Consider the following 13,797-nt stretch of genomic DNA (forward strand, 5'->3'; position numbering starts at 1 on the left):
GTTTCAGCTCCCGCTGGCCGCGTGATGCGTCAGCTTGTCGAGGAAGAGGGTGGCGGCGAGCAGATCGGCTGCGCCGCCGGGAGACGCGTTGAGCGAAAGCAGGGCGGTTTCGAGTGCATCGAGCGCGGCGCGTCCCGCCGCCGTCGATGCGCCGCCCGCCGCGAGCACGGCGCGCGCGCCGCTTTGGCCCGCGCGCAGACCGTCGAGTCCTGCGCGATACAAGAGACACGTGTCGTCGAGCGAAGCCATGATCGAGAGCAGCGTGTCGACACGCGCCGTGTTCTCGCCGGTGCCCTGCGCGCGCGCCGCGCGCAGCGCGGGCAGGCCGACGTCGATTACGTGCGGAAAACCGTCCTGCGCTTCCTGCCGCGCGCCGCCGACGTTGAAGCGTTGGCGCACGCGCTCGCCGTGGCTGTCGGCGGGTGCGGCGAAGCGATCGGGAAAGCAGGCGATCTGCGCGCCGAGTTCGCAGACGCGCGCGACGTTCGATTGCGGATGCGAAGTCAGCACGGACGCCATACCGCCATCGAACACGATCGACGCTCCCGCGACCAGCAGACCGACGATCCAGATTGCGCCGCGATGCGCATTGCTGCCGTCCGTCGCGCACATCATGTCCTGTTCGCCGGTGCGGCCGATTTGCGCAAGTTCCGCGCGCAGCGTCGCCGACGGCAGGCGGCCGCGTGCTGCACGCGCCAGTGCCGCAAACGTCGGTTCGAGTGCGCGCGCCGAACGCAGCATCAGCGGCAGGTTCAGATCGTGATGCGCGCCGCTGCCGCGCGCATCGACGAGTGCGGGCTTCGGCGTGAGCTGCGCTTCTTCGATCAGCGATTCGACGGCGAAGTGGGCGAGCGTTGCATGGGACAGGCGCGGGTCGTTCGCGCGATATGAGCCGCGACCCTGGGCACGCGTGAACCTGCCCGCTTCGAGCGGGGTGGCGAGGTGCAAGGCCATCGCGTCACCAGCTGCGGAAACGCGCGGGCGGCGCATAGAGCCCCCCCGACCACGTGACGAGATCGTCGATGCTGCGCGCCGCGAGCAGCGAGCGCTTCGCTTCGCCGCGCCGGATGCCGAGGTCTTCCGGATAGGCGACGATGCCGCGCCGGCGCAATTCCGCCGTCTTCTCCGGCTTCGCGCGCAGGCCGATCGGCGTCACGCCCGCGACGGCCGCAATCGCTGCGCGCCGTTCGTCGATGCCTTCCGCCTTGTGCAGATGCGCGATGCCCTCTTCCGTCACGACATGGCTGACGTCGTCGCCGTAGATCATCACGGGCGCAATGGGCATGCCGCTCTTCGCGCCGACGGCGACGGCGTCGAGTTCATCGACGAAAGTCGGCTCGCCGCCTTTCTTGTACGTTTCGGCCATCTGCACGACGAGCTTCTTGCCGCGCGACACAGGCCCCTGATCTTTCAGCAGCTTGAGCCACGCTTCGCTCGAATGGCGGCGGCCGCGCGGATCGTGACCCATGTTCGGCGCACCGCCGAAGCCCGCGAGCCGCCCGCGCGTCACCGTCGACGAATTGGCGTCGCCGTCGATCTGCAGCGTCGAGCCGATGAACAGATCGACGCCGTACTGCCCTGCGAGCTGGCATAGCACGCGGTTTGAGCGCAGCGTGCCGTCGTTGCCTGTGAAGAACACGTCCGGGCGCGCCTCGATATACGCCTCCATGCCGACCTCGCTGCCGAAGCAATGCACGCTGTCGACCCAGCCGGATTCGATCGCGGGAATCAGGGTGGGGTGCGGATTGAGCGTCCAGTTGCGGCAGATCTTGCCCTTGAGTCCGAGCGATTCGCCGTATGTGGGCAGCAGCAACTCGATCGCGGCCGTGTCGAACCCGATGCCGTGATTCAGCGAGCTCACGCCATACGGCTCGTAGATGCCCTTGATGACCATCATCGCGGTGAGCACCTGCAGGTCGCCGATATGACGCGGATCGCGCGTGAACAGCGGTTCGACGGCGAACGGACGGTCGGCCTGCACCACGACGTCGACCCACGACGCGGGAATATCGACGCGGGGCAACTCATCGACGATCTCGTTGACCTGCACGATAACGATGCCATGCCGGAACGCGGCGGCTTCGGCGATGGTCGGCGTGTCTTCCGTATTCGCGCCCGTGTAGAGATTGCCGCGCCGGTCGGCCTTTTCCGCGCACAGCAGCGCGACGTTCGGCGTCAGGTCGACGAACATGCGCGCATAGAGTTCGACGTACGTATAGATTGCGCCGATTTCGAGCTGGCCATCTTCGAGCAGTTGCGCAACGCGCAGGCTCTGCGGGCCGGCGAACGAAAAATCGACCTTGTGCGCGATGTTCTTTTCGAACAGTGTCAGATGTTCGGGGCGGCTGATGCTCGAAATCAGCAGATGCACGTCGTGCACCTTCTGCGGATTTACCTTCGCCAACGAGCGCGACAGAAAGTCCGCCTGCTTCTGGTTGTCGCCTTCCAACGCGACACGATCGCCGGGGCAAATCAGCGTTTCGAGGGCGTCGACGATCCGGTTCGCAGGCAGGATGCCGTCTTCGAGCCAAGGTTCGATCGCGGCTAGCCTGCGCCGCTTCTCATCGCGTTTGGTGGTCCAGGAGCGCATCGCGGGCGTACTTGCTGATTGCGCCAGTTCGAACTTGGCTGACTCGAGTCGCTGATTCATCGGTGCTTCAACTCCCGATAGTGGTTGGAGTGCGCGCCGGCCGCCCGCGCTTTCTGCGCGGCGCGGCCGCGGCGGCTTCTGCTTGCGCGCGTTCCGTCAAGAAACGGTAGACCAGTTCGCCCGTGCCCAGCAGGTGAGCCGAGATGAGCGACTGGGCGACGGCGACGTCCTTGCGCTCGACGGCGGCAAGGATCGCCAGGTGTTCGGCGTCGGACTCGCCCTTGTAGGCGGGCAAGCCGAATTTCAGCCTCAGATAGCGCTCGCCGCGCCGGTGCAGCGCCGCGATCATCTCGGCGAGTTGCGGTCGATTGGCGGGCGCATACAGGCAGGTGTGGAACGCCTCGTTGCGGGCGACGTACAGCGCCGGGTCCGGCTCGCTTTCGGCGGCTTTGCACAGTGCGGCCGCCTCGCGCAGCGAGTCGGGCGTGTGATTCGGAATCGCCAGCGAAATCGCGAGGCTCTCGAGCGCGGAGCGGATCTCGTAGATCTCGCGCGCTTCGGCCGGCGTGAGCCGGGCGACGCTCGCGCCCTTGTTCAACTCGACCTTCACCCAGCCTTCGCTTTCCAGCTGCCGCAACGCTTCCCGCACGGGAATCGCGCTAACCGAGAAGTGGCGCGCAATCGCGTCCTGGCGCAGCGGCGCACCGGGCGCGAGCGTGCCTTCGACGATCGCCGAGCGCAGCGCTTCCGCGATCACACGCGAAGTGCTTGACCGCGGCTCATGCACCGTCGGCAGCAGGGGCGCGCCGGGGGCGCCGGCCAGGGGAAAACCATCGGTTGCGTTGTCCATAAGATCAAATATTATATATGAAAACGAACAATTTCTAGCGGGGCAAACCCGGGGATTTCGTAAAGGCACGGCGCCGACGGGCTTTCTCTCGCCATGCGGCTGGCCGCATGGCAAGGGCGTGGCCGTGCCTGACGTTCACCCATACAACCGTAGCACCTGGAGGAGTAGAGGAATGTTGAATTCATCGATATCGGACAGTGCGGGCATCGCGCGGCGGAAGACACCGTTGAACCGGTCGCAGATCGCCGGCTTCTGGGGCGCATGGGCGGGCTGGACGCTGGACGGCATGGACTCGTTCATTTACGCGCTGGTGCTGACGCCGGCGCTCACCGAGTTACTGCCGCGCTCGGGCTACGCGGCGACGCCTGCGAACGTCGGCCTGGCCGGCTCGATCCTCTTTGCGCTGTTCCTTGTGGGATGGGGGCTGTCGTTCATCTGGGGGCCGCTCGCGGACCGATTCGGCCGCACGCGCGTGCTGGCGGGCACGATCTTCACGTTCGCGATTTTCACTGGCCTGTCGGCGACCGCGCATAACGTGTGGGAGCTGGGCATCTATCGCTTCATTGCGGGCGTCGGCATCGGCGGGGAATGGGCGTTGGCGGGGACGTATGTCGCGGAAGCGTGGCCCGAGGATCGCCGCAAGATGGGCGCGGGCTATTTGCAAACGGGTTATTACGCGGGCTTTTTCCTCGCGGCTGCGCTGAACTACACGGTGGGCGTGCACTTCGGCTGGCGCGCGATGTTCCTGACGGGCGCGGTGCCTGTGTTCGTCGCGATCATGATCCTGACGCGCGTGAAGGAATCGGAGAAATGGCAGCGGGCGGAAGCGCGCGACGTGGTGCATGTCAAGCCGATGCGGGCGATTTTCGCGCCGACGTATCGCCGTCGCACGTGGGTGATGTGCGCACTGTTGACGATTGCGATCATCGGTTTGTGGGCGGGCGCCGTGTACGAGCCGTCGGCGGTGATCCAGCTGGCGACGCGGGCGGGGATGGCGAAGCCGGAAGCGACGAAGATGGCGTCGATGGCGACGGGGTTGCTGTCGATCGGCACGATACTTGGCTGTCTCGCGCTGCCGCCGCTGGCTGAGCGGATTGGCCGCAAGAAGACGCTTGCGATTTATTTCGGCGGGATGGCTGTGGCGATTGTGGGCGCCTTCGGCTGGGCGTTCTATCTGCCGAACGGGCTTGCACCGTTTATCGCGTGGCTGTTTGTGCTTGGGTTCTTCGGCGGTAACTTTGCGCTCTTTAGCCTGTGGTTGCCCGAGCTGTTCGAGACGCGTGTGCGGGCGACTGCTTTTGCGTTTTGTACCTCGTTTGGACGGTTTGTTGGGGCGGGGGTTAATTTTCTGCTGGGCGCGGCTGTGTTGAGTATGCATACCCTTGGGGTGCCCGTTGCGCTGACCGCGATTGCTTTTGTTCTTGGGTTGCTGGTCATTCCGTTTGCCAAGGAAACCAAAGGAGAGGTCTTGCCGCAATGACTTTGGGGTGCGGGCGGGGCCTGTTTGGCTCCGTCCTTACCGCCTGGCAGGCCGAAATCGAAACATCGACACCAGGGGCCACCCCAAATTAACCCCAAGACTCGCAACAACGATAAGCACCATTCCAAACATTTGCGCGCCTGAAAGAGCACGCCCGTACACGATGGCATCGACGGCAATTGCGGTCAGCGGATAGACAAAGAGCAGCACGGCGATGACAGGCGTCGTTAGCTTGGGCAGCGCGCCATAGATCAGCACATACGAAAGCCCGGTATGCAACACGCCCATGCCGATCAGCCAGAACCACTGATCAGCCGCGATATGCTGCGCGCCAAGCGGTGCAATAAAAGGCAAACACACAAGCCCGACAGCACACTGCGCAAGGGTCAGCAGATGTGGCCGCAGATCCACGAGACTCTTCGCGATCAGCGTGACGCTCGCATACAGCACGGATCCCGCGAGCGCTTCGCCGATCCCGATCAGATAGCTCGCATGACCCTGCAGCGAAGCCGCCGCCGCGACCCCCGACGCGAGCACGAGCCCCCCGAACGCCGTCGCGATCCAGCCGAGCCGGTCGGCGCCGAGCCGCTCGTTGAACAGCGCCGCGCCCATCAGCACGACCCAGAACGGCTGCACATGAAACACCACAGTCGCCACCGCAATGCTCGTGCGATGAATCGCATCGAAGAAACCGACCCACTGCGTGACCATCAGCACGCCCGAAGCTGCGGCGAGCAGCACCGTGCGACGCGTGAAATGACGGCGCGCGAAATAACCCTTCCACGCGCAATACGCGGCCAGCGAAAGAAAGCCGAACAGGCAACGGAAAAACACCAGCGTCAACGCGCTCAGGCGCGCTTCTTCGACGAACACGCCTATCGTGCCCATCAGCAAGCCCCCGCTCGCGAGCGTCAGCGCGCCTTGCCGGCTTCTGCTGAGCGATATTGGCGACAAAAACATCACAGAACTTCCTCGAACGACATTGCCTGCATCCGAGTATCGATGCGTTGCCTTTGCATCGCAAACGAATAAAATTGAGAAATTCCATAAGCGAGATTGATGAATCATGCACCCCGAGTTCGACGTCGATCTGCTGCGCACCTTCGTCGCCGTCGTCGATGCGGGCAGCTTCACGAAGGCGGCCGTCACCGTGCATCGCTCGCAGGCAGCCGTCAGCATGCAGATCAAGCGGCTCGAGCGGATGCTCGGCACGACGCTTTTTGCGCGCGACACGCGCAATCTGTCGCTGACGCGACCGGGCAACACGCTGCTTGAATACGCGCGGCGCGTGATCGATCTTCACGAGGAAGCGTGGTCCGCGATTGTGCGGCCCGAGGTGACGGGGCGTGTGGTGCTCGGCGCGCCGGACGATTACGTGTCGTCGTTGCTGTCGCCCGTGTTGCGGCGCTTCTCGAACCTGTATCCGCATGTGGAGATCGAGATCGTGTGCGCGCAGAGCACTGCGCTCGCGCCGATGCTGGCCGACAACAAGATCGACCTCGCGTTCGTCACGCGCGACCGCAAGCTGCGCGGCGAATTCGTGCGCAGCGAGCCGATGGTGTGGGCGGGCGCATCGTCGGACACGCCCGTGCTCAAAGTGTCGCCGCTGCCCGTCGGGCTGTACGAGCCGGGCTGTGTCGCGCGCACCAACACGCTCGCCGCGCTCGACCGCGCGCGCGTTCGCTATCGCGCGGCGTATAGCAGCGCGAGTCTGAGCGGGCTCGTCGCGACCGTCGATGCAGGGCTCTCCGTGATCGCACTGACGCGCTGCAGCGTGCCCTCGCGTCTCGCGATTCTCGGCGCGGAACAGGGACTGCCCACGATCGAGCCGCTCGATATCGTCGTCGCACGAAGCGCGAAATCTAACCGTCCCACCTGTGATTACCTCGCCGCGCAGATGGTGCAGGATCTGTCGGTACGCGCGACGGCACGCGAGCCGCGCGTCAGGGCGTGAGCGGTTGATACGGTGCTTACGCGATACCGGCGCCAGGTCTATCGACGTCCGCGAAGGGTGCGCTTTCCAGGAGCAGGCCCGCGTTTTGCCCAACGAGAACGCGTCTGACGAAAGCGCGAACGCCATCCGCATGCCCATGTCGAACCGACAACGACTGTGCGCAGCCTCACGGGGCGCACCCGGAACACGTCGAGACGAGCGTCGGGGCACCAAGCCACGCACCATACACATGACAGGAGGGCCAGCCATGAAGGTACGCATTCTTTCCACCGCGCTACTTGCCACGGGTCTCATCGTGAGCAGCGCGAGCTTCGCGCAACTGAACCTGCAACAGTTCGGCATCGGCGGCGGCAATTCATCGGGCAACGCAGGCGCCTCGGCTTCCTCGGGCGGGATCGGGCAGCTGCTGCAAAGCTACGTCGGCGCGAACCAGCAAGTGTTGAGCGGCCAGTCGAGCCTTGCATCGGCGATGGGGCTGGCCAGTGCGGCGAGTCAGGCGCAGCAGGCATCGGGACTGTTGGGCGGCGGCGCGCCTTCCGTGAGCCAGTTGTCGCAAGCGGGCAGCACGCAGCAGTCGTTGTCGCAGACCTTGACACAGGCTTTCACGAGCCGCGCATCCGATTCTTCGACGCCCGTCGACAAGCAGGCGTTCACCAGCGGCCTCACGTCGCTGGGCCAGGGCGTGAGCCAATATGCGAGCCTGCAGTCGAGCCTCGGCAGCATCGGGCAGATGAGTCCGTCGTCGCTGTTGCAATCAGGCTTGAATCCGCAGTCGGCGCAGGCCGCATCGTATATCGCGCAATCCGCGCCGGGCCAGTTGCAGTCGCTGGCAGCGACGTTGAGCGCGGCAGTGCAGTTCGCGACGAGCCACGGCATCAGCGTGCCGTCCATCGCGACGTCGGCGCTCAAGGGTCTCTGACGCACACCTTCATGCTGCCCAGGCGGCGGCTCGATTGCCGCGCCTTGCAAGCCATCTGCGGCGCAGCGCGCGTTGCGACGATCGCGCGCCCATGTCGATACCTGCGAATGGGCTTACGCGCACGAGGGCATCGCGCCCGCCGCCCGCCAATGACGGTACGCTCTTGCTGCGAGGCCTGTATTGCGCACACAACCACATGACCGACGGGCAAGACGGCCCGCGATAACAGGAGCACCGGATGTCCAGCACTCTCGATCTCGACCGCTATTTCAGGCGTATCGGCTATACGGGGCCGCAGACCGCGACGCTCGATGTGCTGCGCGAGCTACAACGCCTGCATCCGCTTTCCATTCCGTTCGAAAACCTCGATCCGCTGACGGGTCGCCGCGTTCATCTTGAACTGCCCGCCATCGTCGACAAGCTGATCGAGCGGCGGCGCGGCGGCTATTGCTTCGAGCACAACGGCCTGTTCGCGCACGTGCTGATGCAGCTCGGCTTCGATGTGACGCCGATGATCGCACGCGTGCTGTGGGGCCGGGAGCCCGACGCGATCACGCCGCGCACGCATATGCTGCTGCGCGTGACCGTCGACGACCAGCCGTGGATCGCCGACGTCGGCTTTGGCGCCGTCACGCTGACGTCGCCACTGCGTCTGCAGGCGGGCGTCGCGCAACCGACCACGCACGAGCCGTTCCGTCTCATCGATGCATCGAACGGTGCGTTCGATCTTGAAGTGCAATCCGGCGAGACGTGGCTCAAGACCTATCGTTTCGATCTGCAGCGTGCCGAATGGGTCGATTACGAATTGTCGAACTGGTACACGTCAATGCATCCGACATCGTTCTTCACGACGAGCCTCGTCGCATGCCGCGTGACGCCGGAAGGGCGGCTCACGATGTTCAACGACAGGCTCACTGCGCGCTCGAAAGACGGCGAAGCGATCGAGCGGCGCATCGAGAGTGCGCACGAACTCGAAATCTGTTTGCGCGACACGTTCCTGATCGAGCTGGGCGATATCGACGTCGCGGATATTTACCGGCGCGTGTCGACAGAAGGCGTGCCCTCCTAGTCTCGATGCCATGATCGCGCGGCTCATCGTTCAAACGGTGCTGTGGCTTGCGGGTATGGGCGCCGTGCTGTTCGGCGCGGCGGGCACGCTCGCGTGGCCGGGCGCGTGGTGCTATCTGTTCGAAATGGGTGCGTTAGGACTGTGGGTGGGCGTGTGGCTCGCCGGCTACGACCCCGGGTTGCTCGCAGAGCGGCTTGGTTCTTTCGTGCAGCGCGGGCAGAGTACGTGGGACAAGTTCTTCATGGCGTGCGTCGCCGTCGCGTGGTGTGCGTGGCTCATTCTAATGGGGCTTGACGCGCGGCGGTTTCACTGGTCATCGATGCACCCATCGCTGCAAGGTGTCGGCGTGCTTGCTATTCTGGTCAGCATGCTCGCGATGCGCGCTGTGTTTCGCGCGAATAGCTACGCGGCGCCTGTTGTGAAGATTCAATCCGAACGCGGTCATAAGGTGAGTGACAGCGGTCCGTATGCTTACGTAAGGCATCCCATGTATGCCTGGGCGATCCTTTTTCTCGTGGGCACGCCGCTGGTGTTGGGCTCATGGTGGGGCGCGCTATGCGTGCCGCTGCTGGTTGTCGGGCTCGCCTGGCGGGCTGTGCTTGAGGAGAGGATGCTCCGCGAGCAGCTTCCGGGCTACGCCGAGTACGCGGCGCGTGTCCGGTATCGGTTTGTGCCTTATGTGTGGTGAACGGTTTAGTCTGTGACGCAGTCGCCACCCCGGGTTCCGATTTTGTTTTTTGCCAACGCGAACCACACCAGACCGACCAGCGTCGCAGACCAAAAACCCCCTCATTTCAAGGACCCTCATGGCAAAGCCCACCATTGCAGACTACCTTGCAAAAACCCTGGCCGCGGCAGGCGTAAAACGAATCTGGGGCGTCACGGGCGATAGCCTCAACGGCCTGGCGTTCAGTCTCGATCAGGTCGGTTCGATTCGCTGGATGCATACCCGCCACGAAGAGGCGGCCGCCTTTGCGGCAGGCGCCGATGCCGCATCGAGCGGCCAGCTCGCCGTTTGCGCAGGCAGTTGCGGCCCAGGCAACCTCCACCTCATCAACGGTCTCTACGACTGTCATCGCAACCAGCAACCCGTGCTGGCCATCGCCGCCCACATTCCGTCGACGGAAATCGGTCTCGGCTACTTCCAGGAAACCCATCCCACTGAAGTCTTCAAGGAATGCAGCCACTTCGCCGAACTGGTCGTCAACGCGTCGCAGTTTCCGCGCGTGCTCGAACGCGCGATGCGCACCGCGATCGAGCAGCGCGGCGTTGCCGTGATCGTGCTGCCCGGCGATATCGCGCTCGGCGAGGGGCCGTCGCACGCGCCTGTATGGAATGCCACGATGCCGTCCGCGATCCTGCCACCCGATAGCGAACTCGCGAAACTCGCGGCCATGCTCAACGACTGCGAAGCCGTGACGATCATGTGCGGCAGCGGCGTCGCGGGCGCGCACGACGAAGTGGTGAAGCTCGCCGACACGCTCGGTGCGCCCGTCGTGCATGCGCTGCGCGGCAAGCAGTTCATCGAGTACGACAATCCGTTCGACGTCGGCATGACAGGGCTGATCGGCTTCAGTTCCGGCTATCACGCCATGATGTCGTGCGACGTGCTGCTGCTGCTCGGCTGCGACTTTCCGTATAGGCCTTTCTATCCGCCCGAAGCAAAGGTCGTGCAGATCGACTGGAAGGGCTCGCAACTCGGGCGCCGTGCGCCGCTCGCGCTGGGCCTCGTCGGCACCGTGAAGGAAACCGTCGCGGCATTGTTGCCGAAGCTCAAACGCAAGGATGATCGTACGTTCGTCGACATGGCCACGGCGCATTACGAAGAAGCGCGCCGCGATCTCGACGAACTGGCGACGCCATCGGACCCCGGCGCGCCGATTCATCCGCAGTATCTGACGCGCATGATCGACGAGTCCGCCACCGACGATGCGATCTTCACGGCCGACGTGGGCACGCCGACGCTCTGGGCCGCGCGTTATTTGACGATGAATGGCAAGCGGCAGCTGCACGGCTCGTTTAATCACGGTTCGATGGCGAATGCGATGCCGCAGGCGCTCGGCGCGCAAGCGGCGCATCCGGGCCGGCAGGTCGTGTCGCTGTCGGGCGACGGCGGGCTGTCAATGCTGCTCGGCGATCTGCTCACCGCGCGTCAGCTGAATCTGCCCATCAAGGTCGTCGTGTTCAACAACAGTCTGCTCGGTTTCGTATCGATGGAGCTGAAAGCGGGTGGCTATCTCGACACGAACGTGGACCTGAGCAAGACGGATTTTGCGCAGATCGCGAAAGGTGCCGGCATTTTCTCGATTCGCGTCGAGGAATCGGAAGAACTGGGCGGTGCGCTGAAAAAGGCGTTCGCGCACCAGGGGCCCGCGCTCGTCGACGTCGTCACCGCGAAGCACGAACTCGCGATGCCGCCCACTATCGAGATGTCGCAGGCGAAGGGCTTCAGCCTCTACATGCTGCGCGCGATTCTCAACGGACGCGGCGACGAAATCGTCGAACTGGTGAAAACGAATTTGCGCTGAGCCCCGCAAACGGGCGGAATGACGACGCGGCGCGCCGCATTGCAATGCGGCAATGGGGCATTGCAGTCTGGTCGCAAAGGTCTATAACAGAAGCAGCAGTGCGGACCTTCTTTGCGCAGCCGATAGTCGAACCATCAGAAGCCGGCGTTTTTCGCGCCGTGCTGCGCCGCCCGACAGACTCGGGCGCGTTGAGCCAATCAATCGCATGCAAAATAAGGGCACGTTGCAGCGTGGGTGGCTGCAGCGCGCGATGTCGCGCTTGCGGATATCGGTCGAAACGATGCAGATGACGCAGGCGCTGATGGGCGTCCGGCGAATCGCGATGCCAGGCGTGGCGGTTCGTCTGCATGGAAGGAGTTCGACATGAAGATCCTGACAGCGTTACCCGTGGCGGGTGCATTGCTGATGGCCATGCCTGCCGCGACGTGGGCGGACGATGTGGCGCAAAGCAGCGAACCATCGAAGGCCACGATGCAGAACAACGCAAATGCATCGGCGCAAGCGACGACGGATATGTCGTACGGCGGCGCGATGGATACGCGCACCTCATCAGGCCTGCCGATGCAGCACTCGCGCAAATGCGCGACGGGGCCGGAGTGCAACATCTACTTCGGTAACTGATCTGATTATCTGCCACAAGCACACGGCGCGCCTTTTGGGCGCGCCGTGTCGTATCTGGTGCTTGTACGTGTTCGACCGCTATTGCTGTACGTGCTTTGCGGCATCCTCGATCACGGCCGCCACCTGTTGCGGGCGCGACTCGTAGACCGAATGGCTCGCGCCCGGAATCACTGTCGTGTGGCTATGGGCACGTTCGTAATACCAGCGTTCCAGGTCGGGATTGATGATCTCGTCCGAACCCGCGACGATGCCCCAACTCGGCTTGGTCGTCCATGCCGCGGCCTTCAGCGGTTGCGAGAACACTTTCGCGGCTGTCGGCATCTGCGAATGCGCTTCGAATTGTGCCTGTTTCAACGGTAAATCTGCGGCGAAGTCTTTCGGGAACGCAGATGGATTCAGATACGTGTAGCCGTCGTTGGTCTTTTCGATCGCGCCCGGCTGCTTCGACGTATTGCTGGGTTTGCCCTTGCCGAGCGTCGCTTCGTCTTCGCCGACGTTCGGCGCATGCGCGGCGACGTACACAAGTCCCATCACATGTGAATCGACACCTGCTTCCGTGATCACGGAGCCGCCATAGCTGTGACCCACCAGAATGACCGGGCCGTCTTGCCCGTCGAGCACGCGTTTGGTCGCGGCGACGTCGTCGTCAAGCGAGGTCAACGGTTCCTGCACGACGCTGACGTGATAACCATCTTTGGCGAGGATGTCATAGACGGGCTTCCAGCCGGAACCGTCGACCCATGCGCCATGAACCAGAACGATATTCCTGACGGGCGCTTGCGTGGTCCCGGTGCCCTGCGCCATTGCGCCCGAAGAGGCGAGAAGGCCGGTCGACAATGCAAGCGCTGCGGTGATGTACAGCGAACGCTTCACAAGAAACTCCGTCAATCAGATACAGGGAAACGATGCAAGGGGGCGCAACCTTGCGCCTGACAGCGGCGGCGCAAGGTCTGGCGCGCGCCACTTAGCTGCCGAAGAAGATGTTGCAATAGCTGACGGGACCGACGCACGCGTTGCCATTCATCGAGGTGCGGGCCGGCTTGCCCGACGACGTACCCGTTTGCGCGACGCCGCCGACTGCGTCGTTCGTCAGCGTGTGGCCGTCTTGCGCGGCGACCTTTGCTTCCGCTGCCTGGATGTCGGCGGGGTAGTTGAGATCCTCGCCGACGCCCGGCCGATAACCGGCCTGCTCGACGCGAATCAGATCGGCGCGAACTTCGGCGCGCGTGACGGGGCCGTTCGATTGCGCGAAGCTCAAAGCGGGAGCCACAAGTGCACCGGCGGCGACTGCGAGGCAAACAAAGATCTTCTTCATGATGTCACTCCTATCAGTGTGTTCAGACTTCCGGTCCGCTCGAAAAGGCGTCGATAAATTCGGCATCCTTATTGAACTGCGTTCGATTCGAACGGGCGGCCTGGTTAAAAAACGTGGTTAAAGCTGCTGCATCAACTGCTGTCGTACTGCTGTCTGGCCTTGCACTGCTTGTGAACCTTGTTTCGTTTTCGCCTGCTTCAGTGAGGCAAACACGGCGACTTCGAATTTCATTCCCGGCCAGCCGCACTTTTTTCTTCCTGCGTCGATGGGCCTGTCGAATCAGCCCACATGGGGCCGGCCCTTTTTGCCTGCCACCAGATCGGCGAGCAGTGCATGCAATGTAGTGCAGCGACGGCCCGCGCTCCAGCCGTACGTCCGCACGAGCGATGACCTACTATCGTTGCATCGCCTGAACTTTCGGATGACGCCGATGCGGCCGAGTCATGCCGCCGTCTGATGCCACGCCGCCGC

General features: G+C 63.8%; 13 protein-coding genes. 7 read left to right on the forward strand and 6 right to left on the reverse strand.

The features are described from left to right. Positions 1 to 3: 3 nt before the first annotated feature. From BPHY_RS25505 to BPHY_RS25515, 3 genes are read right to left on the reverse strand one after another with little or no spacing between them, the layout of a single operon-like run. The gene (locus BPHY_RS25505; RefSeq protein WP_012404337.1) at positions 4 to 954 is read right to left on the reverse strand and encodes a triphosphoribosyl-dephospho-CoA synthase; all 951 of its coding nucleotides are present in this window, start codon (positions 952 to 954) and stop codon (positions 4 to 6) included. A 4-nt stretch (positions 955 to 958) separates the two neighbouring features. Then, on the reverse strand, positions 959 to 2,650 hold the full coding sequence (gene mdcA, locus BPHY_RS25510; RefSeq protein WP_012404338.1) for a malonate decarboxylase subunit alpha: 1,692 nt from the start codon (positions 2,648 to 2,650) through the stop codon (positions 959 to 961). 7 nt (positions 2,651 to 2,657) lie between these two features. Then, the gene (locus tag BPHY_RS25515; protein WP_012404339.1) at positions 2,658 to 3,440 is read right to left on the reverse strand and encodes a GntR family transcriptional regulator; all 783 of its coding nucleotides are present in this window, start codon (positions 3,438 to 3,440) and stop codon (positions 2,658 to 2,660) included. A 172-nt stretch (positions 3,441 to 3,612) separates the two neighbouring features. Here BPHY_RS25515 and BPHY_RS25520 point away from each other — a divergent pair, with 172 nt between their 5' ends. Then, positions 3,613 to 4,920: an MFS transporter gene (locus BPHY_RS25520; RefSeq protein WP_012404340.1), complete on the forward strand. Its 1,308-nt coding sequence runs from the start codon at positions 3,613 to 3,615 to the stop codon at positions 4,918 to 4,920. A 36-nt stretch (positions 4,921 to 4,956) separates the two neighbouring features. On the opposite strand, the gene BPHY_RS25525 is transcribed toward BPHY_RS25520, so the two are convergent. Continuing rightward, on the reverse strand, positions 4,957 to 5,880 hold the full coding sequence (locus tag BPHY_RS25525) for a DMT family transporter (RefSeq protein WP_012404341.1): 924 nt from the start codon (positions 5,878 to 5,880) through the stop codon (positions 4,957 to 4,959). Positions 5,881 to 5,986: 106 nt separating this feature from the next. Between BPHY_RS25525 and BPHY_RS25530 the strand changes: the two genes are divergently transcribed. The 6 genes from BPHY_RS25530 (at position 5,987) to BPHY_RS25555 (ending at position 12,011) form a co-directional block, all read left to right on the forward strand. Continuing rightward, positions 5,987 to 6,874 (forward strand): LysR family transcriptional regulator, encoded by an 888-nt coding sequence (locus BPHY_RS25530; protein WP_012404342.1) that lies wholly within the window; start codon positions 5,987 to 5,989, stop codon positions 6,872 to 6,874. Between the two features lie 247 nt (positions 6,875 to 7,121). Next, complete coding sequence (locus BPHY_RS25535) at positions 7,122 to 7,793, forward strand: hypothetical protein (protein WP_012404343.1); 672 nt, start codon at positions 7,122 to 7,124, stop codon at positions 7,791 to 7,793. A 238-nt stretch (positions 7,794 to 8,031) separates the two neighbouring features. Then, entirely contained in the window at positions 8,032 to 8,862 is an 831-nt protein-coding gene (locus BPHY_RS25540; protein ID WP_012404344.1) for an arylamine N-acetyltransferase family protein, read from the forward strand. A gap of 10 nt (positions 8,863 to 8,872) precedes the next feature. Then, positions 8,873 to 9,550 carry a methyltransferase family protein gene (locus BPHY_RS25545; protein ID WP_012404345.1) on the forward strand — a complete coding sequence of 226 codons (678 nt, stop codon included), beginning with the start codon at positions 8,873 to 8,875 and terminating at the stop codon, positions 9,548 to 9,550. 118 nt (positions 9,551 to 9,668) lie between these two features. Further along, on the forward strand, positions 9,669 to 11,390 hold the full coding sequence (gene poxB / locus BPHY_RS25550) for a ubiquinone-dependent pyruvate dehydrogenase (RefSeq protein WP_012404346.1): 1,722 nt from the start codon (positions 9,669 to 9,671) through the stop codon (positions 11,388 to 11,390). 363 nt (positions 11,391 to 11,753) lie between these two features. Beyond that, positions 11,754 to 12,011, forward strand: coding sequence for a hypothetical protein (locus BPHY_RS25555; RefSeq protein ID WP_012404348.1), 258 nt, complete (start codon positions 11,754 to 11,756; stop codon positions 12,009 to 12,011). Between the two features lie 78 nt (positions 12,012 to 12,089). Here the strand turns inward: BPHY_RS25555 and BPHY_RS25560 are convergent, their stop codons facing one another. Continuing rightward, positions 12,090 to 12,884 carry an alpha/beta hydrolase gene (locus tag BPHY_RS25560; protein ID WP_012404349.1) on the reverse strand — a complete coding sequence of 265 codons (795 nt, stop codon included), beginning with the start codon at positions 12,882 to 12,884 and terminating at the stop codon, positions 12,090 to 12,092. A 91-nt stretch (positions 12,885 to 12,975) separates the two neighbouring features. Further along, positions 12,976 to 13,326, reverse strand: a complete 351-nt coding sequence (locus tag BPHY_RS25565; protein WP_012404350.1) for a DUF4148 domain-containing protein — start codon at positions 13,324 to 13,326, stop codon at positions 12,976 to 12,978. Positions 13,327 to 13,797 lie beyond the last annotated feature (471 nt).

Source organism: Paraburkholderia phymatum STM815 (genome assembly GCF_000020045.1).
Classification (GTDB): Bacteria; Pseudomonadota; Gammaproteobacteria; order Burkholderiales; family Burkholderiaceae; genus Paraburkholderia; species Paraburkholderia phymatum.